Below are 18,493 nucleotides of genomic sequence, written 5' to 3' on the forward strand. Positions count from 1 at the left end.
TCGTGCGGTGCGCCTCTGCCCGGTGGCCCTCGCAGTGGTCGACCGGCTCGCTACTGCTCCGGCGCATGCAGACAACGGGCGTTCCGGCAGCGCTCGGCGCGCCCGGATTCGAGCCGGGCGCGGACGGCTACGTCGCCGCCCGTACGGAGCGCTGCCTCCTCGCCCACGGCCCAAAGCCGCGGACTGCCACAGGCCCTCGACTCCTTCGTGGGCCGGCGGGCGGAGCTGGCGCGGCTGCGCGCGCTGCTGAGGACGTCGCGGCTCGTGACGCTGACCGGTGCCGGCGGCGTCGGCAAGACGCGGTTGGCGTTGGAGTTCGCCAGGGGCCTGCCCGGCCGTCATGGACGGGTCGACCTCGTCGAACTCGACGCGCTCCGTGACGGCGCCGCGCCGGCACAGTCGGTCGCCGCCGCGCTGGCCGTGGGTGAACGGGCAGGACGATCCGGTGTCGACGTCCTGGTCCACGCGATCGGCGACGCCCGTCGGCTGTTGATCCTCGACAACTGCGAGCATCTGGCCGAGCCATGTGCCCGGCTGATCGCGACCCTGCTGAGTCACTGTCCTCGGCTGCGCATCCTGGCCACCAGCCGGGAGGCCCTGCGGGTCCCCGGGGAGACCGTGCTGCGCGTCGGTGAGCTGTCGCTGCCGCCTGCCGACGCCGGAGACGATCCGGGCGTCCTTCTGCGGGCGGACGCCGTCCGGCTGTTCGTCGAACGTGCTTCGAGCTGCTCACCAGGGTTCATGCTGCATCGCGGAAACGGGCGGACGGTTGCCGAGATCTGCCGCAGACTGGACGGCCTGACGCTCGCCGTGGAGCTGGCGGCCCGCCGGGCCGGAACGCTTCCGCCGCGTGACATCCTGTCAGGGCTGGGCGACCAGATGTCCCAGCTGTCCCTCCTGTCAGGAGGGCACAGGACCGGCCCAGGGCGCCACAGCGAGCTGGCCGCCGCGATCGACTGGAGCCACCGCCTGCTCGATCCGGCCGAGCAGGCCGTCTTCCGGCGTCTCGCGGTCCTCGTCGGCGGGTTCGACACGGCTGCGGCGCGCGCGGTCTGCGCCGGCGACGGCATCCCACCGTCGCGGATACTCGGCATCCTGTGCGCCCTTGAGGCCAAGTCGCTGATCGCACGTCTCTCGGGAGACGCGGCGGGAGACGTGGAGACCGCACGCTTCAGACAGCTGAGCACCATCCGTGCCTACGCCCTGGAGCGCCTGCTCACCTCCGGCGAGTTGCACGGCACCAGGCACCGGGTCCTCGCATGGCTGAACGGACTCGCGGACGAAGCCGGTGACGAGGTGTTCCCCGACCAGGCGGGCAGCCCGCTGGCCCTGGAACGGGACAACCTCGCGGCGGCTCTGGCCGCCACCACGGGTTGCGAGGGTGTCTCCCGACCACGGCTGGAACTGGAACTTGCGCGCGTGCACTACGAGCAGGAACAGCCGTCCGCCGCCCGCGCGCTACTGACGGGGCTGCTGCGGGAAACCGGAGTCCGGAGGCTCGGCGGGGCGGTACCGGCGCTCGCCGCGCGCGTGGCCTGCCAGCGGGCCGATCCGGCACGGGCCCTGCTCCTGGGCGAGCAGGCGGTGGCCGTGGAGCGCAGCCGCGAGCACCCCGCCGGACTTGCCAACGCCCTGGACGCGCGGGCCGCGGCGCGGCTGTGCCGTGGAGAGTTCGACGCGGCCGTCGACGATCTGCGTGAGTGCCTGGACGTCGTCAGCACGCTGGGCAGAGCCAAGGACACCGCGTGGTGCACCCATCACCTGGCCTGGGCGCTGCTCCAAGCAGGCGGGGAGCTGGAAGCCGACAGCCTCATGTCGCACTGCCTGCCCGTGCTCAAGAGCCACGCGCCGTGGAACCAGGTCGCGGCCGCTCTGCACACAGCGGGCGCCGTGCGGCTGGCTCTGGGCCGACTGGAAAGCGCCGAGGCGCTGTTCGGCGAGGTGCTGCGGATCGTCCCCGAAGCAAGTTTCCACGCGCTCTACCCGGTGGAGGGCCTGGCGCTGGTGGCCGCCGAGAGCGGAGACATGCGGAGGGCTCTCCTGTTGTACGAGGCGAGCGCGCAGGCACGCCGCCGACTCGACACCGTCGCCGAGGCTCCATGGCGACGCCAGGTGGAACGAACGGTGACCCGTATCAGCACCCGGCTGCCCGCAGCCGCTCGGGACGCGGCCGTCAGCGGTGGCCGTCGGCTGCCCGCGGATCGGCTTGTCCCGTACGCCCTGCGGACATGGAGCGACGACCAACGAACGGCGGGGCACAGGGTGGAGGTCGTCGACGACCGATCGCGGCTCACCGGAAGGGAGTTCATGGTGGCCGAGCTCGTCGCCCACGGACTGACCAACCGTCAGATCGCGGAGCGGCTCGGCCTTTCGGTCCATACGGTCGCCACACACCTGGACAAGGTGCGCGACAAGCTGGGCTTGCGGTCACGCACGCGGATCGCCCTGTGGGTGGCCGCACGGGCCAAGGCCGGAGACACGTCCGTGTGACACGTCACCGGCCTCTCGCCGTCGGCGCGCGGCGGCGGGGTCCGGTCCGAGGCATCCGGTTCTTGCACCGGTTCCGCCGCGACGGGCGGCTGTTCACCTCCGGCCGGTGCGGGAGGTGTCGCCGGAGGGAGACCCAACTATCCTCGTTTCCCGGCCTGTTGCTCCCCGGGGGAGGCCCGCGGTGACTCGACGGAAGTGGCGCGAACGGCCCCAGCTCGACTACGACGCCTTCATCTCGTACAGCAGCGCTCTGCACGGAGTCCTGGCCTCGTCGTTGCAGCATTGGCTGGAACGTTTTGCAACGCCCTGGTACCGGCCGCGCAGTCTGCGGATCTTCCGCGACTACACCAGCCTTTCGGCCTCGTACGATCTGTGGGGCGCCCTTGAGGAGGCGCTGTCCCGGTCCTCGTGGCTGATCTTGCTCGCGTCGCCTGCTGCCGCCCAATCCAAATGGGTGACGCGGGAGTTGGCGTGGTGGCGCGCCCATCGTCCGGCCGAACGGGTGTGCATTGTCCTGACTTCAGGGGAGTTGCACTGGAGCGATGCCGACGGTGACTGGGACTGGGAGCGCACCGATGCGCTGCCGCCCAGCGCTCGCGGGATGTTCGTCTCGGAGCCGCTGTGGGTGGACCTGTCGTCCGTGCGGGCCACCCGGTTCCTCGATCGTTCGAATCCCGTGCTCCTCAACAGCGTCGCGCAGATCGCCGCGCCCTTGCGGGGCACCGACAAGGACCACCTCGTGGGCCGGCACATCGATCTGCACCGCAGGGCCAGGCGGCAGCGACGCCTCGGGCTCGTCGGCCTGGTGCTGCTCTCGCTGCTGGCCGGCACCGCGGCCGTCATCGCCGTCCAGCAGCGCAACACGGCACTGGACCAGCGTAACCGCGCACTCTCCAACTACCTGTTGACCCAGGCCGACCGGCTCCGTGCCGAGGATGTCTCGCTCGCCTCGCAACTGGACCTTCTCGCCTATCGCACGGAGCCGACCGCGGCGGTCCGCACCAGGCTCATCAATGACGAACAGGCCGCCCTCTCCAGGCCGTTGGCCGGTCACACGGGCAGCGTCGATTCGTTGTCCTTCAACGCGGCGGGGTCGGTGCTCGCCACCGGCAGCGCGGACAAGACGGTGCGACTTTGGGGCATCGGGACAGCAGGCAAGCCCCGGGTCCTGGGCCATCCGCTGCCCAAGGCCGAGTACGCCGCCTTCAGGCCCGACGGAGGCATCCTCGCGACCGTCGGCGGATCCGGGCCCGTGCGCCTGTGGGACGTGAGCGACCCGGCGCGGCCCGTGGCAACGGGAGGTTCACTGCCCGGCATCACGTTCGCGAGCTTCCGACCCGACGGGCGCGTCGTCGCCGTCCAGGAGCCCGACGGCCACGACGTACGGCTGTGGGATGTGGCCGACCCGAAGCGGCCCGTTCCGCTCGGCCGCATCGCCGGTCGCGGCCATGACCTGACCTCGGCCGCGTTCAGCCCAGGCGGGCGGCTCCTCGTCGCCGGCAGCCTCGACAAGAGCGTGCAGTTGTGGGACGTGGGAAACCCGCGCTTGCCGCGTCCGCTCGGGGCCGCGTTGGCCAACTCCTCCGGCTGGGTACTGTCCTTGGCCTTCTCCCCCGACGGGCGCACCCTCGCGATCGGCGGAACCGACAACGTGCGCCTGTGGAACGTCAAGGACCCGGCGAAGCCGACTCCGGTGGGCGATCCCTGGTCCGGCTTCCACTCGGTGGCGTTCAGCCCGGACGGGCGCGAACTGGCCATGGGCAGCGACGGATACGCCGAGGTGTGGACCGTGACCGATCCTGCCTCGCCCGCACTGCTGCACGCCTCGCTCAACGGTCACGACGGCGCCGTACGCACCCTCGCCTTCAGCCCGGACGGCCGCCGGCTCGCCACGGGCAGCCTTGATCGCACCGCCCGGTTGTGGGACATCCCGCGTACGTCGCTGACGGGCCATTCCGGCTCGGTCGAAGCCATGGCGTTCCGCGGCGACGGTCGCGTGCTGGCCACCGGCGGCGACCACACCATCCGCCTGTGGGACCTGGCCGACCCCGCACGGCCGAAGCGGCTGGGCGCCCCGCTCGACGCGCACGGCGACTTCACCCTCGCCCTCGCCTTCAGCCGCTCCGGCAAGCTGCTGGCCGCGGGGGGTGGCGACAACGCCATCCGCTTGTGGAACGTCGCCGATCCCGCCCGTCCCCGGCTCGTCAGCGACCTGCCGCGGGCCCACAAGAAGCTCGTTTCGGCTGTGGCCTTCAGCGCGGACGGCCGGTTTCTCGTCTCCGGCAGTCAGGATGCAACGCTACGGATCTGGGATGTGTCGGACCCGCGCCACCCGGCCAACACGCTGACCGCCGACTCCACACAGATGGGTGCGCTGGCATTCAGCCCCGACGGACGGATCCAGGCCGGTGGGGGTCTCGACCAGCAGGCCCGGCTGTGGGACATGAGCGACCCGGCGCACCCGAACCTTCTCCGTGAGTGGAAGGCCGGCCACAGCGCAACGTCCTTCATCAACAACGACTTCAAGCTGGCCTTCAGCCCGGACGGCGACACGTTGGCGACCGGAGGGGCCGACCACACGCTCCATCTGTGGGACATCGGCGACCCCGCCCGGCCGAAGGCGCTGGGCAGCGCACTGACCGGTCACACGGGCGAGATCCACGGAGTCGCGTTCAGCGCCGACGGCCGGATGCTGGTCAGCGCGGACGACGACGTGCGTCTGTGGAATGTCACCGACTGCGCCCGCCCCAGCCGCATGGGCGATCCGCTGATGGGCAATCACCGCGGCACCTTCGCCCTCGCGCTCAGCCCGGACGGCACGACCCTCGCCACGGGCGGGCACGACGACACTGTCCGGATCTGGAACCTGGACGCCGAAACAGCCATCTCCCGCATCTGCCAGGCCACCACGGGCAAGCTCGACGACGAACAGTGGCGCCGCTACGCACCCGGAGTCCCGCACAGGGAGCTGTGCCCGAGCTGAGCCACCGTGCGCACGCCGAGCCGTCATACGCTCATGTGCGCATATTTCAGGGATGGACTGTGGACGGCAGTTTTTGCCCGGCATCCTGAAGTATGCGTTTCCGCAAGCGAGTTGGCCCCGCAGCCGACCCCGGCAAGCATGTGTTCCTCTGCTACTCGCGCCAGGACCGCGAGGACGTCCACAGACTCAAGGAGCAGCTCGCCGGCGAGCAGTTCAATGCCTGGATCGACCTCGCGGACATCCTGCCGTCGTCCGAGTGGCGTAAGGCCGTCGCGGACGGGATCCGCCGCTCGGACGCGTTGCTGTTCGTCGTTTCGCCCGAGTCGGTGCGGTCCTCGGTGTGCGCCGAGGAACTGGCTCTTGCTGTGGGATACGGGAAGCGCATCATCCCGTTGCTTCACCGGCCGGTACCCAGAGCGGACATGCCCGAGGCGCTGTCGGCACGCCACTGGACGCAGGGCGGAGACCTCCAGACGCTCGTGCGCGTGCTCGGGCTGGACCTGAAACGGGCCCATCAGCACACGGTGCTCCTGGTTCAGGCCCATGAGTGGAGCGTGAACGGACGGCGCCGGAGCGCGCTGCTGCGCGGCAGGGAGCTCCGCAACGCCCGACGCTGGCTGGCCGAGAGCCCGGTGCACAAAGAGCCGAGCCCGACCGATCTGCACCGGGAGTACCTTTTACGGGGGAGTTCCGCGACGCGCCAGCGGCGTGCGCTGGCGACGGCGTTCACGGCCGTACTGGTGGCGGTCGCTCTGATCGTGGGGTTCGCGCAGGCTGAGACCGCGCACGAGAACCACTCGCGCCGGCTCGCGACCCGCTCCGACGACGCGCTCAAGGACCAGTTGGACCTGGGGCTGCTCCTGGGGCGCGAGGCGGTCGACGAACGGCCGACGGTCGAGGCCAGGCGGGCGCTGTTGACCGCGCTGCGGACCAGGCCGCGGATGATTCGGTTTCTGGACGTGCTGGATGGTGTCCCGGCCGGGCAGAGGGCTCGGCCGGGCAATCACCTGCCGCTGGCCGTGCGGTCCGACGGGCGGCTGCTCGCGATCCCGGTCAGGAGCGGGGTCCGGCTGGTGGCGCTGCCGACGGGCCGGCCGGCGTGGACGGTACGAGGGCTGGGCGGGACCCCCGCCTTCAGCCCCGACGGACGGTGGCTGGCGGTCGCGGCCGGAACCGATCCGGGAAAGGTCGAACTGGTGGATGTGGCCCGACGGCGGGTGACCGAGCGGCTGATCGTGCCGCAGAGTCACGGGAGGCCCGATCCCGGCAACGATCTGATCCCGGGTATCTCGCCCACCGCTGTGGCCTTCTCCGCCGACAGCGCATCCGTGGCACTGGCCGCCGATGACAACACGCTGCGGATCTGGAACCTGAGGACCCGCACCTGGGGCAGCCCCCTCAAGGGCCATGCCCAGACCTTCGTCAGCGGGATCGGCACGGACGCGAACTACATCAACACCATCGCGTTCAGCCCCGACGGCAGGCTGCTGGCCTCCGGGGACTGGAAGGGCGACATCCTGGTACGGGACGCCCGGACGGGACGGCTCCTCACCCGGCTGCGCCTCGCAACCGGAGAGAAACCCCTGGTCACAGACGTGCGCACGCTGGCCTTCGATCCGCACGGCACCTATCTCGCGGTCGGCACCGGGTACGGGTCCCTGGCGGTGTGGCGAACCACGGACTGGAAACGGGTGGTCGAACCCGTGCCTGGCAAGTCGAATCCGGTGGACACGGTGGCCTTCAGCCCCGACGGCAGGGTGCTGGTCACCGGCAGCTGGGACAACGGGGCGCTGCTGCGCCAGGTCGGCTCCTGGCAGGTCATCGGCGAGCGGCTGCCCAGGGACCAGCTCACCGGCACCAGCGCGGTCTTCCTGGACCGCGGGTCGTCGCTGATCTGGGGAGTGCACGGCACGGGCGCCCTGGCCGAGTGGAACGTGCGCGGGCCGGGGCCGCTGGGACAGGTCGTCCGAGGCAGCCCGGGCGACGCCGTGGCCGTGGCTGTCGGCCCCCGGTCCGGGAGCCCGGTGGCATCCGGCGGTGCCGACGGCACCATCGCCGTAGGACGTCTGACCTTGCACCACACGTTGCAGGGCGACCCGGCGGACGACGTGTCGCTGCGGTCGCTCGCCGTGAGCCGTGACGGGCGAACCCTGTATTCGGCGGCCACCGACGGATCGGTAAGGCTGTGGAACACCTCCACCGGCCGACAGCGCACCGAGTGGTCCCTCGGCACCCGAGCCACCGCGGTGGCGTTCGGCGACCACGGCCGGCTGCTGGCGGCGGCCCCCTACGGCAAGGACTATCGCGTGGTCGTCCGCACGGTCGCCGACCGCAGGACCTTGGTGGACCTGCCGGTGGGCGACGAGAACGTACGCAACCTCGCCTTCAGCGCCGACGGTTCACTGCTCGCCGTCGGCACGGAAGCCACGGTCGTCCTCGTCGACATCGCAGAACGCCGCGTCCTGGCAACATTGCCCGGCCATGGCGACTACGTCCAAGGCCTGGCCTTCAGCCCCGACGGAAAGCTCCTGGCCACCGGAAGCGACGACGCCACCTTCGCCGTGTGGACCGTGTCCGACCGCAAGCGGATCACCGACTGGCTGCCCGGACACATCGGGAAGGTGCTGAGTGCCGCCTTCTCCCCGGACGGCACGCTGCTCGCCCTGGGCGGGGAGCAGGGGCGCGTGCTCCTCGTGGACGTGGCCGGCCGACGGGCGTTGGGCCCGGCACTGGCCGCGGACACGGCACCGGTGCCCTGCGCCGGCAGCCCGTGCCGGCCGGTGCGGAACCTGGCCTTCACCCGGGACGGGAAACAGCTGGCCTCGGCGACCGACGCCGCCCACGAGATCTGGGGCGTCACGCCCGACGGCGGCATCGGGAAGGTCATCGACCCCTCCTCGGTGAGGCTCCCTGGCACGACCCTCTGGTCGACCGGCCTCGCCGCCTGGTCCCGGGCGGCCTGCATCCGCGCGGGCCGGGTCCTCACCGGCGCCGAGGCGCGCCGCTTCGACACCGGCGACCCCGCCCCGTGCTCGCCATGACCTGCCGACCGCATGCCCCCGCACCCGTTGGGCAGAACTGCCGGCATGGAGACCCGAGGGCCATGGCGAAGGCATCGCCGGGAACAGCTGTGCACGACGCCGCGCCTGACGGCGTACCGGGACGAGATCACCCTGCCGGACGGGCAGTCGGGCCACTACGACTGGGTGCGGGTGGCGGACCAGGTCCGGGTGGCCGCGCTCGTCGACGGGCACCTGCTCGTGATCGAGCAATACCACTACCTCACCGGAACGATGTGGCAACTGCCGGGTGGGAACGTCGATGCGGAGGACCGGGACAGCGGGACGGCCGCACGACGCGAACTCACCGAGGAGACCGGTTACCGCGGCGGCCTCTGGACGTCGCGCGGTGCGCTCCACCCGCTGCCCGGTCTGACCCCGGCACGCGTTCACCTCTGGAGCGCGGTCGGTCTCGGTGCGGGGAAGGCAGCACCGGAGCCCGGGGAAGCGGACCTGAAGGTGCGTCATATCCCGCTGGGCGAGGCCGTTCGGGCTGCCTGCGCAGGGCGAATCGCATGTGCGTCCAGCGCCGCGCTGGTCCTGGCCGTGGCCGCCGACACGGCGGAGGAGCCCGGCTGACGCACCGCTCCCCCGCCGCCGCACCGCATGCCACCGAACCGGCCGTGCAACACCAGGAGCTGCCCAGGCGCGGAGGGGGCCCAAGACGATGACCCGGTGGAACACCCTTGTGCGGGCGATGCGCCGGCACGGTGCCCGGTTGACCACCGCCGTGGCGGTCGGCGCCGCCACCGGGCTGCTCGTCTTCGGTATCACACAGGTGACCGGCCGCAATCTCTTCATCATCACGGGCAGCCTGGCGGGCGCCCTCACCGCTACCATCCTCCAGATCTACGGGCGTACCGCTCGCCTGAGCGAGGTCACCGTCAGGGTTCCGCAGGTGAGCGAGCTGAGGTTCGTGGTGAACAACGACGCCCGCCACATGGCCTGGCACCTGTTCGTCGAGACGGCGACGCGGATCTCCACCCAGCCGCTGGGACACGACGAAGGGCTTCTGCGCGAGGCCCTGACCTCGCTGTACGGGCTGTTCGCCACGACACGCGACACTCTCAAGATCGGCCGCCCCTCCAAGACGGCCGTCGGCGGGCACACGGTCGAATATCTCGCCATCACCATGCTCAACCGTGAGCTACGCCCCTTCCTGGCCACCTGGCACCCTCGCCTGCACGCCTACGAACAGGCCCACCCGCAGGGGCCCGAATCGGCCTGGCCGGACAACGCCGCATGCCGTGCGGCACTCGGCATCGTCCAGCGTGACCTGCTCGCCTACGCGCTCGGCTTCGCACGCCTCGCCGGGGTCCACGCCCCCGAGACACTTCTCCACGACGCGGAACAGCACATGTGACCCAGCCGGCCGCCACCGCCGATCGGCCACTTGAGCGCCGACACCCTCGCCGTCTGCGACCTGACCGGGCCGAACCGGAATCCGAAGGCGGGTCCTGCTGGCCGGGCCCGCCATGCTGACGATAGAAAAACCCTGTACCCGACAGCGTTCTGCACGCCGCTGCCCGCACCCGCGCCCGCTCGTCCCGATGCCACCAAGGAGTGCCCATGGGAACGTATGAGGATGTCTTCCGCTCCAGTACCGAAGACCCGGAGGGCTTCTGGCTGAGGGCAGCGGAGGGCATCGACTGGGATGTCACTCCGCAACGCGCCCTGGACTCCTCGGGCGCACCCTTCTACCGCTGGTTTCCCGACGGACGACTCAACGTCTGCTTCAACGCGCTCGACCGGCACATCGAAGCCGGCCTGGGCGGGCAGCCCGCGCTCGTCTACGACTCCCCCGTGACCGGCACACGACGCACCTACACCTACGCGCAGCTGAGGGATGAGGTGGCGGCCTTCGCCGGAGGCCTTGCGCAGCTAGGCGTGGGCCACGGCGACCGGGTGGTCATCTACATGCCGATGATCCCCGAGGCGGCCGTCGCGATGCTGGCCTGTGCCCGCATCGGCGCCATCCACTCGGTCGTCTTCGGCGGGTTCGCCCCGCCCGAACTCGCCGTCCGCATCGACGACGCCACCCCGAAGGTGATCGTCTCCGCCTCCTGCGGCATCGAGGGCAAGCGGGTCATCCCGTACAAGCCGCTGCTGGACCGCGCGATCGAACTCGCCGGGCACCGGCCGGAGAGGCAGGTGATCGTGCAACGGCCGCAGGAGCGCGCCGAGTTGGGGCCGAACGACCTCGACTGGGCCGAGCTGGTCGCCACCGCGACGCCGGTCGACTGCGTGCCGGTGGCCGCGACGGACCCGCTCTACATCCTCTACACCTCCGGAACGACCGGAAAACCCAAGGGAGTCGTCCGCGACTGCGGCGGCTACGCGGTGGCCCTGCACTGGTCGATGGGCGCCGTCTACGACATCGGCCCGGGCGAGACCATGTTCACCGGCTCAGACGTGGGCTGGGTGGTCGGGCACTCGTACATCGTCTACGGCCCCCTCCTGGCCGGCGCCACGACCGTGCTGTACGAGGGCAAGCCGGTCGGCACGCCGGACGCGGGCCAGTTCTGGCGCGTGGCCGCCGACCACGGCGTCAAGACCATGTTCACCGCGCCCACCGCCTTCCGCGCCATCAGGAAGGAGGACCCCAAGGGGGCCCTCGCCGCGGAGTACGACCTCTCCCGACTGCGCTACCTCTTCCTCGCCGGCGAGCGCCTCGACCCCGAGACCTATCACTGGGCCGGCGCCCTGCTGAACATCCCGGTCATCGACCACTGGTGGCAGACCGAGACCGGCTGGCCCATCGTCGCCAACCCGGTCGGCATCGAGGCCGCCCCGGTGAAACCCGGCTCGCCCACCCGTCCGCTGCCGGGCTGGGACGTCCGCGTCCTCGACCCCTCCGGGCAGCCCGCGCCGCCCGGCGTCGACGGCGCGATCGTCGTCAGACTCCCCCTGCCACCCGGAGCGTTGCCCACCCTCTGGAACGACGACGAGCGCTTCATCGGCTCCTACCTCTCCGCCTTCGACGGCTACTACCTGACCGCCGACAGCGGCCACATCGACGCCGACGGCTACGTCTTCGTCATGGGCCGCACGGACGACGTCATCAACGTCGCCGGACACCGGCTGTCCACCGGCAGCATGGAAGAGGTCCTGGCCACCCATCCCGACGTCGCCGAGTGCGCCGTCATCGGTGTCGCCGACGCCCTCAAGGGACAGGTCCCCCGCGGCCTCGTCGTCCTCAAGGCAGGCACCACCCGTGAACCGGCCGAGGTCGAGGCCGAACTCGTCCGACTCGTCCGCGAACACATCGGCGCCGTCGCCTCCCTCAAGGACGTTGCCGTCGTAGCCGCCCTGCCCAAGACCCGCTCCGGAAAGATCCTTCGCAAGACCATGCGCGGCATCGCCGACGGCCTCGACGAACCCATCCCGTCCACCGTGGACGACCCCAACGTCATCGAGGCCCTGCGCCCTGTTCTTCGCCGCCGTCCCGGTCATACCGCCTGAACGATGGGTATCTGGCCGCCGCTCCTGGGCTCCTGACGGCTGGACGTCACGGATGCCGCGCTCGATCCAGATCGAGAAGGGCTGGATGCCCGAGGTCAGCGGTGCGGATCGGTGATCTCCCGCAGCGCTTCCAGGGCTTGTCTCAGCTGTCGGGTGCGCACGGGGCCCAGGTGGGCCGTCCATCGACCCTGGATGTCGCGGACGACGGGCAGGCTCAGTTCGATGAGTTCGTGGCCCTGGGCGGTGATGGTGACCAGCCGGGCCCGTGCGTCGCGCGGGTCGGGCACGCGTCGGACGTAGCCGGCTCGTTCGAGCTGGTCGACGATCGACCCGATGGTCTGCTTGCTGACCTGTGACGCCTCGGCCAGTTCGGCAAGCCGCGAGCCCTCCGGGCCGATCCGCTGGAAGACCCGCGCCTGGGTGAGCGAGATGTCGTGCCCGGCGGACTTCAGGGCGGCCATCACGGCCGACTCCATGAAGCGGTACGGGATGAACATCAGGAGTCCCAGGTTGAGCTCGTCAGCTTGGTCGTCGGTCATGCCGCCATCATTGCAGAAGGTCCGAACCTCGTACTAATATAGTCCGAGGTTCGGACCTTCTTTGGAGGCTTCCATGAGCGACTCGGACCCTTACTGGCCCGCCGTCCGCGCGACCCGTCTGCGGATCGCCGACCTGCTGGAAGAACTCACCCCGGACGAATGGGAGCAGGAGTCGCTGTGCCGGGGCTGGCGTGTGCGGGACGTCGCGGGACACCTCGCTCTGGTCCCCACCATCACCACCTGGGACATGGTCGCCGTCGCACCGCGCGCCCGCTTCAGCCCCGACCGGATCAACACCGTGCTGGCCCGACGGCACGGATCCCGCGAGCCCGCGCACCTGGTCGCTGCGATCCGCCGGCACGCCGGCACCCGGCGGACGGCGAAGGTCCTGGACACCCGCAACGCGCTGTTCGACGCGATCGTCCACGGCCAGGACATCGCCCTCCCGCTCGCTCGACAGCTTTCCGTGCCGGCCGAACACAGCCGCGAAGCGCTGCGGCGGGTCTGGGCGATGGGCTGGCCGTTCCACGCCGAGCGGCGCCTGGCCGGCTTCACCCTCCGGGCGATCGACACCGACTGGGCGACGGGCGACGGACCGGAGATCGCCGGGCCCGCCCTGGCCCTGCTGCTGCTCTCGACCGGACGCACCGCCTGCCTGGACATGCTGCAGGGCGACGGCGTCGACCGGCTCAAGTCCGCCCACGCAAACCGCTGAGACAGCCGCTCCACGAGAGAAAGAAAACACGAGAACACGAGAACACTGGAAACGGAGCACCTGATGCGTCGCACCATCGGCATGACCCTCTGCGCAGTTCTCGCCGTGCTCGACCTGGCCGGCATCGCCGGCCTGTGGCGGCACCCCGGGCCGCCGCCCGGCGTTGTCATCACCGGCGCGGTACTGGGCGCCGTCACCCTGGCCGCGTACCGGCCCGCCGGCCGGGGCAGCACCCGCGCCCTGCGTGTCGTCGTCGGATCACGCATCGTCTCGGCCCTGCTCGGCCTCCCGGTGTTCTTCACCGCAGACGCGCCAGACTGGGCCCGCATCGTCGTGGCGGTCCTGATCGCCGGCACCGCCATCGCCGTCGCGATGCTGGCGCCCACCACCCGCCCGACCGCGGCCGAACAGGCATGACGCAACCACGACCACGCGGCACCCTCTGACCGACACCGCCCAGCCGCCGGCATCCCTCGGAGAGATCCGGCGGTCGCGGCGCCAAGCCCGAGCAGCTCGCAACTGTCGCTCCGCCCCGCCTACGCCCCGGGATCGCTTCGGCTTCACTCGACGGCCGTCGCTGTTCCTCTTGCGGCAAGATCAAGGCCAGCCGATTCCCTGGGGGCCGATGTGGCTTGGTCTGAACACGTGGTGGTGCGCGACGGCGTCCGGCTTGTCTGCCGGGACTGGGGCGGGGCTGGACAGCCCATCGTGTTGCTGCACGGCCTGGCCGGTCACGCGGGTGAATGGGACATGCTGGCACAGAGGTTGAGCTCCGGATGCCGGGTCGTCGCGGTCGACCAGCGCGGGCACGGCGCCAGCGAGCGCCACCCGCGGGACGTCTCCCGCGCCGCCTACGTCGCTGACGTCATCGCCGTTGTCGATCAGCTGGCGCTGCAGCGGCCCGTGCTGGTCGGCCAGTCACTGGGCGGGCACACAGCCATGCTCACCGCTGCCGCGCATCCCGGAATCGTCCGCGCTCTCGTGCTCGTCGAGGCCGGCTCCGGCGGTCCGAACCCGAACGGCCCCGCGGACGTCGGCAGTTGGCTCGACTCGTGGCCGATCCCGTTCCCCTCACGCGAAGCGGCAGCCGCATTCCTCGGCGGCGGACCGGTCGGCGCAGGCTGGGCGGCCGGACTGGAACAACGCGATGGCTCTTGGTGGCCTCGCTTCGACCGGGACGTAATGGTCCGCTCGCTGACCGAGAACTCCCGGCGTTCCTTCTGGCACGAGTGGAGGCAGGTCGCATGCCCCACCTTGGTCGTCCTGGCCCAATCCAGCTTCGTCCCCGCACAGGAAGCCGACGAAATGCTCCGGCAGCGCCCCGCCACCATGGCCATGTGCGTCCCCGGCACCGGCCACGACCTGCACCTGGAGCGACCTGAGATCCTGCACACCGCGCTCGCGGGCTTCCTTGAGTGCCTCGCCTGAGAACTCCCGCCTTGGGCCAGTGGCCCTCGTGGTGCTCGATGGCAAGTTCTTCCAGCTCTTTGGCCGGCGGCGTACGTGCAGCAGGTCCTGAGCATCGGTTGGGTCGGCCACCAGGCGCCGGGCCGCACGCAGCAGAGCGTCGTGCCTTGAGCGGACGTACCAGGGGGTGAGCGCGCGCTCCATCTGCCCAATGGCCCCGCCGGCCCGCCCCACTCACAGCCCCTGTGGTCAGCCCTGTCCCCCTGCCGCCACGACGGTTGTGGCGCGGTCAGCGTCGCAGTTCTGTCGACGCCTCGGCGAGTCGCCCGTCGAGGACAGCCGACAGCAGGGGAAGCAACCGGGCGAGTTCACCGTGGTCGTCGATGAGACCGAGGATCCTGGACTGCTCGGCGTGCACACACTTGGCCGCCCGCTCGTGAAGGATGCGGCCGCGGGCCGTGACGTACAGCAGGACACGACGGCGGTCGGTGGGGTCGGGGCGGCGGTGGACCAGGTTGGCCGCGACCATGCGGTCGACCAGCTTGGTCAGACTGGGTGCCGGCATGAGGGCGTGGTCGGCGATTTCGGTCATCGGATGACCGTGACCGTCGGCGGTGATCGACAGCACCCGCCACTCCTCGACCGAACAGCCCTCCTCGGCCAGCACGGCGGCCAGCCGCCGCCCGAGCCGCCGTTCGGCGTGACTCAACAAATGGGCGAGGTCCGGCGACGGTTCGGACGGCATTGCCGGGGTCCTTCCGTAGGTCTAGTGTTCCGACAGATTACGAGCCTCCGCGAGGGCGCCGAGGCCGGGACCAGGATCCACGTGCCCTCATGCCCTCACGGAGGTGGTGTGGTGCATCCGGCACCATCGACGAGGAACGGCGGCTCGAACACGACGCTGGCCGTCGCCCTGGTCGTGCCCTTGCAGGGTCCGGCGGGAGTCTTCGGCCCGTCCTGCGAACTCGCCGCGCAACTGGCCGCGGAGGAGCTCAACGCCACGGGCGGGGTGCTGGACCGCGAGGTCCGGCTGACGGTGGTGGACGGCGGAGCCGCGCCGCAGCGCGTGGCCGCCGAGGTCGAGGCGCTGGTGGCGCTGGGCGCCGTGGACGCGGTGGTCGGCTGGCACACCTCGGCGGTGCGCAAGGCGTTGCTGCCGCGCATCGCCGGGCGGGTTCCGTACGTCTACACCGCCCAGTACGAAGGCGGCGAGCGCACGCCCGGTGTCTTCCTGACCGGGGAGACCGACGCGGCGCAACTGCTGCCGGCGATGCGGCTGCTGGCCGCGCAGACCGGCGCCCGGCAGTGGTGCACCGTGGGCAACGACTATGTCTGGCCCCGCGTGACCGCCCGCGCCGCACGACGGCACGCCAGGGACAGTGGCGGCCGAGTGCGGGACGAGGTCTTCGTACCGCTGGGGACGTACGAGTTCGGGCCGGTGCTGCGCCGGATCGAGCGGTGCGGGGCGGACGCGGTCCTGATGCTGCTCGTCGGAGACGACGCGGCGCGCTTCAACCGGGCGTTCGCCGCGTACGGACTGCACCGGCGGTGTCTGCGGCTGAGTACCCACATGGACGAGAACATCCTGCTGGCCACCGGCGCGGAGGCCACCGAGGAACTGTGGGCCACGGCCGGGTACTTCGAGACACTGGCGACCGCCGAGAGCCTCGACTTCAGCGGTCGTTACGCGGCCCGGTTCGGCATCGAGGCGCCGGTCGTCGGCAGTCTCGGCGAGTCCTGCTTCGAAGGGGTCCGGCTGCTGGCGGCCCTGGCCGAGCGCGCACAGTCGCTGGGCGTGGGGGCGATGTGCGCCGTGGGCGACACCGTCTCGTACGAGGGCCCGCGGGGCGTTCTGCGGCTGCGCGGCAACCATCTCGACCAGCGGCTGTATCTGGCACGAGCGGACGCCTTCGACTTCGACATCGTCGCCCAACTGTGAACCCCCTTCCCGCGCCCCGGCCTTCGCCGCCTCCCGCCTTCACGATCGACAATACCCCCACCCAGAAATAGTTCCTGTGGAAAGAATTTGCCAAGAAACTCCCTGCAAAGCTCAGGAAACGCGGGGGCAACAACCGGACAGGACTCTTCCCCGAACTGCCCCTGCGGAAGAGGGAAGAACCGTGACGGACACCGTCGACAAAGAGGCAACGCCGGCGACGGCAGCCGGCCGGACCTACAACGGCTGGGCACAGAACGACACCCTGGAGGACTACTCGCTGCGCTACGCGCCGAAATCCTTCCGGCGCTGGACGCCCTACGTAGTCGCCACCACCGCCCTGGGCGGCATCGCCTACCTCGCCGACTTCGCCATCGGCGGCTCGATCGCCATCTCCAACGGCTTCTCCAGTGCCATGGTGGCGATCCTCGCCGCGGCCGTGGTCATCTTCCTCACCGGCATCCCGATCTCGTACTACTCGGCGAAGTACTCCATCGACATGGACCTGTTGACCCGGGGCGCGGGCTTCGGCTATCTCGGCTCGACGCTCACCTCGGTCATCTACGCCAGCTTCACCTTCATCTTCTTCGCCCTCGAAGGCTCGATCATGGCGCAGGCCCTGGAACTGGGCCTGCACATCCCGCTCGCGGTCGGCTATCTCCTCTGCTCGCTGATCATCCTGCCGCTGGTGATCTACGGCATGACCGCCCTGTCGAAGATGCAGGTGTGGACGCAGCCGGTCTGGCTGGTGCTGATGGTCGCGCCGTTCGTGTCCATCGCGATCCAGGAGCCCGGCAAGTTCTCGGAGTTCACCCACTTCGCCGGCAACTCCCCCACCGGCTCGACCTTCAGCATGCTGGGTGTCGGCGCGGGCGCCGGTGTGGCGCTGTCACTGATCGCGCAGATCGGTGAGCAGGTCGACTATCTGCGCTTCATGCCGGACAAGACGCCGGAGAACTCGAAGAAGTGGTGGGGTGCGGTACTCAGCGCGGGACCCGGCTGGGTGGTGCTCGGCGCGGCGAAGCAGGCCGGCGGCGCGTTCCTGGCCTTCTACATCGCCGGCAGCGTGGGCCTGGCCAAGGCCAACGAGCCGATCCAGCAGTACGTGCACGGCTTCAAGACCTTCGCCGCGCCCCTCGCGCTGGGCCTTGCGACCTTCTTCGTGATCCTCTCCCAGATAAAGATCAACTCGACGAATGCGTACTCCGGTTCGCTGTCGTGGTCGAACTTCTTCTCCCGCCTCACCCACCGTCACCCCGGCCGCGTGGTCTACATCTTCCTCAACGTCGGCATCGCGCTGGCCCTGATGGAGGGCGGCGTGTTCGGCTTCCTCAACACGGTGCTCGGTTTCTACTCCAACGTGGCCATCGCCTGGATCGGGGCGGTCGTCGCCGACCTGGTGATCAACAAGCCGCTGAAGCTGAGCCCGTCGTACATCGAGTTCAAGCGGGCGCACCTGTACAACTTCAACCCGGTCGGCTTCGGTTCGATGCTGATCGCCTCGGCGGTCTCCATCGCGGCCTACTTCAACGCGTTCGGTGACTACGGCAAGGCGTACTCCCCCTTCATCGCGCTCTTCCTCGCGATGGTGCTCTCGCCGCTGTTCGCGGTCCTGACCAAGGGCAAGTACTACATCGCCCGCACCGACGACCTCGACGAGCCGATGCTCGGCGAGGACGGCCTGCCCTCGGCCGCGATCCTGACCTGCTCCGTCTGCGCGACCGACTTCGAGCGCCCCGACATGGCGAACTGCACCTTCCACGAGGGCGCGATCTGCTCACTGTGCTGCAGCCTGGAGAAGGACTGCCACGACTCCTGCAAGAGCGCCGCGACCACGGGTCCGGTCGACCTCGCCCTGCCCACCGTGCGGTCCGCCGACTGACACAGGGACACGACGGCAGT

13 protein-coding genes are annotated in these 18,493 nt (G+C 70.4%); 11 read left to right on the forward strand and 2 right to left on the reverse strand.

The window, feature by feature from the left end:
- Positions 1–264: 264 nt before the first annotated feature.
- From ACWDAG_RS42850 to ACWDAG_RS42875, 6 genes are all read left to right on the forward strand, one after another.
- Positions 265–2,490 carry an ATP-binding protein gene (locus ACWDAG_RS42850; RefSeq protein ID WP_450700991.1) on the forward strand — a complete coding sequence of 742 codons (2,226 nt, stop codon included), beginning with the start codon at positions 265–267 and terminating at the stop codon, positions 2,488–2,490.
- 181 nt (positions 2,491–2,671) lie between these two features.
- Positions 2,672–5,473 (forward strand): hypothetical protein, encoded by a 2,802-nt coding sequence (locus ACWDAG_RS42855; RefSeq protein WP_450700992.1) that lies wholly within the window; start codon positions 2,672–2,674, stop codon positions 5,471–5,473.
- A 92-nt stretch (positions 5,474–5,565) separates the two neighbouring features.
- Positions 5,566–8,514 (forward strand): WD40 domain-containing protein, encoded by a 2,949-nt coding sequence (locus tag ACWDAG_RS42860; RefSeq protein ID WP_450700993.1) that lies wholly within the window; start codon positions 5,566–5,568, stop codon positions 8,512–8,514.
- Between the two features lie 45 nt (positions 8,515–8,559).
- A complete protein-coding gene (locus ACWDAG_RS42865) occupies positions 8,560–9,111 on the forward strand; it encodes an NUDIX domain-containing protein (protein ID WP_450700994.1) in 552 nt (183 codons plus the stop codon).
- Between the two features lie 88 nt (positions 9,112–9,199).
- Positions 9,200–9,895 carry a hypothetical protein gene (locus ACWDAG_RS42870; protein WP_450700995.1) on the forward strand — a complete coding sequence of 232 codons (696 nt, stop codon included), beginning with the start codon at positions 9,200–9,202 and terminating at the stop codon, positions 9,893–9,895.
- Positions 9,896–10,101: 206 nt separating this feature from the next.
- Positions 10,102–11,994 carry a propionyl-CoA synthetase gene (locus tag ACWDAG_RS42875; RefSeq protein WP_450700996.1) on the forward strand — a complete coding sequence of 631 codons (1,893 nt, stop codon included), beginning with the start codon at positions 10,102–10,104 and terminating at the stop codon, positions 11,992–11,994.
- 95 nt (positions 11,995–12,089) lie between these two features.
- Here ACWDAG_RS42875 and ACWDAG_RS42880 read toward each other — a convergent pair whose 3' ends face one another.
- A complete protein-coding gene (locus tag ACWDAG_RS42880; protein WP_450700997.1) occupies positions 12,090–12,533 on the reverse strand; it encodes a MarR family winged helix-turn-helix transcriptional regulator in 444 nt (147 codons plus the stop codon).
- A 73-nt stretch (positions 12,534–12,606) separates the two neighbouring features.
- Here ACWDAG_RS42880 and ACWDAG_RS42885 point away from each other — a divergent pair, with 73 nt between their 5' ends.
- From ACWDAG_RS42885 to ACWDAG_RS42895, 3 genes are all read left to right on the forward strand, one after another.
- Positions 12,607–13,248: a maleylpyruvate isomerase family mycothiol-dependent enzyme gene (locus tag ACWDAG_RS42885; protein ID WP_450700998.1), complete on the forward strand. Its 642-nt coding sequence runs from the start codon at positions 12,607–12,609 to the stop codon at positions 13,246–13,248.
- Positions 13,249–13,311: 63 nt separating this feature from the next.
- Entirely contained in the window at positions 13,312–13,665 is a 354-nt protein-coding gene (locus ACWDAG_RS42890; protein ID WP_450700999.1) for a hypothetical protein, read from the forward strand.
- 210 nt (positions 13,666–13,875) lie between these two features.
- A complete protein-coding gene (locus tag ACWDAG_RS42895) occupies positions 13,876–14,676 on the forward strand; it encodes an alpha/beta fold hydrolase (RefSeq protein ID WP_450701000.1) in 801 nt (266 codons plus the stop codon).
- A gap of 268 nt (positions 14,677–14,944) precedes the next feature.
- Here ACWDAG_RS42895 and ACWDAG_RS42900 read toward each other — a convergent pair whose 3' ends face one another.
- Positions 14,945–15,400, reverse strand: coding sequence for a MarR family winged helix-turn-helix transcriptional regulator (locus ACWDAG_RS42900; protein WP_450701001.1), 456 nt, complete (start codon positions 15,398–15,400; stop codon positions 14,945–14,947).
- A 111-nt stretch (positions 15,401–15,511) separates the two neighbouring features.
- Here ACWDAG_RS42900 and ACWDAG_RS42905 point away from each other — a divergent pair, with 111 nt between their 5' ends.
- Together ACWDAG_RS42905 and ACWDAG_RS42910 are read left to right on the forward strand one after the other, a co-directional pair.
- Positions 15,512–16,594: a substrate-binding domain-containing protein gene (locus ACWDAG_RS42905; RefSeq protein WP_450701002.1), complete on the forward strand. Its 1,083-nt coding sequence runs from the start codon at positions 15,512–15,514 to the stop codon at positions 16,592–16,594.
- 181 nt (positions 16,595–16,775) lie between these two features.
- Entirely contained in the window at positions 16,776–18,473 is a 1,698-nt protein-coding gene (locus ACWDAG_RS42910) for a purine-cytosine permease family protein (protein WP_450701003.1), read from the forward strand.
- The last annotated feature ends 20 nt before the right edge of the window (positions 18,474–18,493 follow it).

It is taken from the genome of Streptomyces sp. NPDC001157 (assembly GCF_053598255.1).

What these genes read in the sequence shown, in the direction of transcription:
- ACWDAG_RS42860 (WP_450700993.1), top strand. Translation starts at nt 5,566, where the DNA reads ATGCGTTTCCGCAAGCGAGTTGGCCCCGCAGCCGACCCCGGCAAGCAT.
- ACWDAG_RS42865 (WP_450700994.1), top strand. Translation starts at nt 8,560, where the DNA reads ATGGAGACCCGAGGGCCATGGCGAAGGCATCGCCGGGAACAGCTGTGC.
- ACWDAG_RS42870 (WP_450700995.1), top strand. Translation starts at nt 9,200, where the DNA reads ATGACCCGGTGGAACACCCTTGTGCGGGCGATGCGCCGGCACGGTGCC.
- ACWDAG_RS42875 (WP_450700996.1), top strand. Translation starts at nt 10,102, where the DNA reads ATGGGAACGTATGAGGATGTCTTCCGCTCCAGTACCGAAGACCCGGAG.
- ACWDAG_RS42880 (WP_450700997.1), bottom strand. Translation starts at nt 12,533, where the DNA reads ATGACCGACGACCAAGCTGACGAGCTCAACCTGGGACTCCTGATGTTC.
- ACWDAG_RS42885 (WP_450700998.1), top strand. Translation starts at nt 12,607, where the DNA reads ATGAGCGACTCGGACCCTTACTGGCCCGCCGTCCGCGCGACCCGTCTG.
- ACWDAG_RS42890 (WP_450700999.1), top strand. Translation starts at nt 13,312, where the DNA reads ATGCGTCGCACCATCGGCATGACCCTCTGCGCAGTTCTCGCCGTGCTC.
- ACWDAG_RS42900 (WP_450701001.1), bottom strand. Translation starts at nt 15,400, where the DNA reads ATGCCGTCCGAACCGTCGCCGGACCTCGCCCATTTGTTGAGTCACGCC.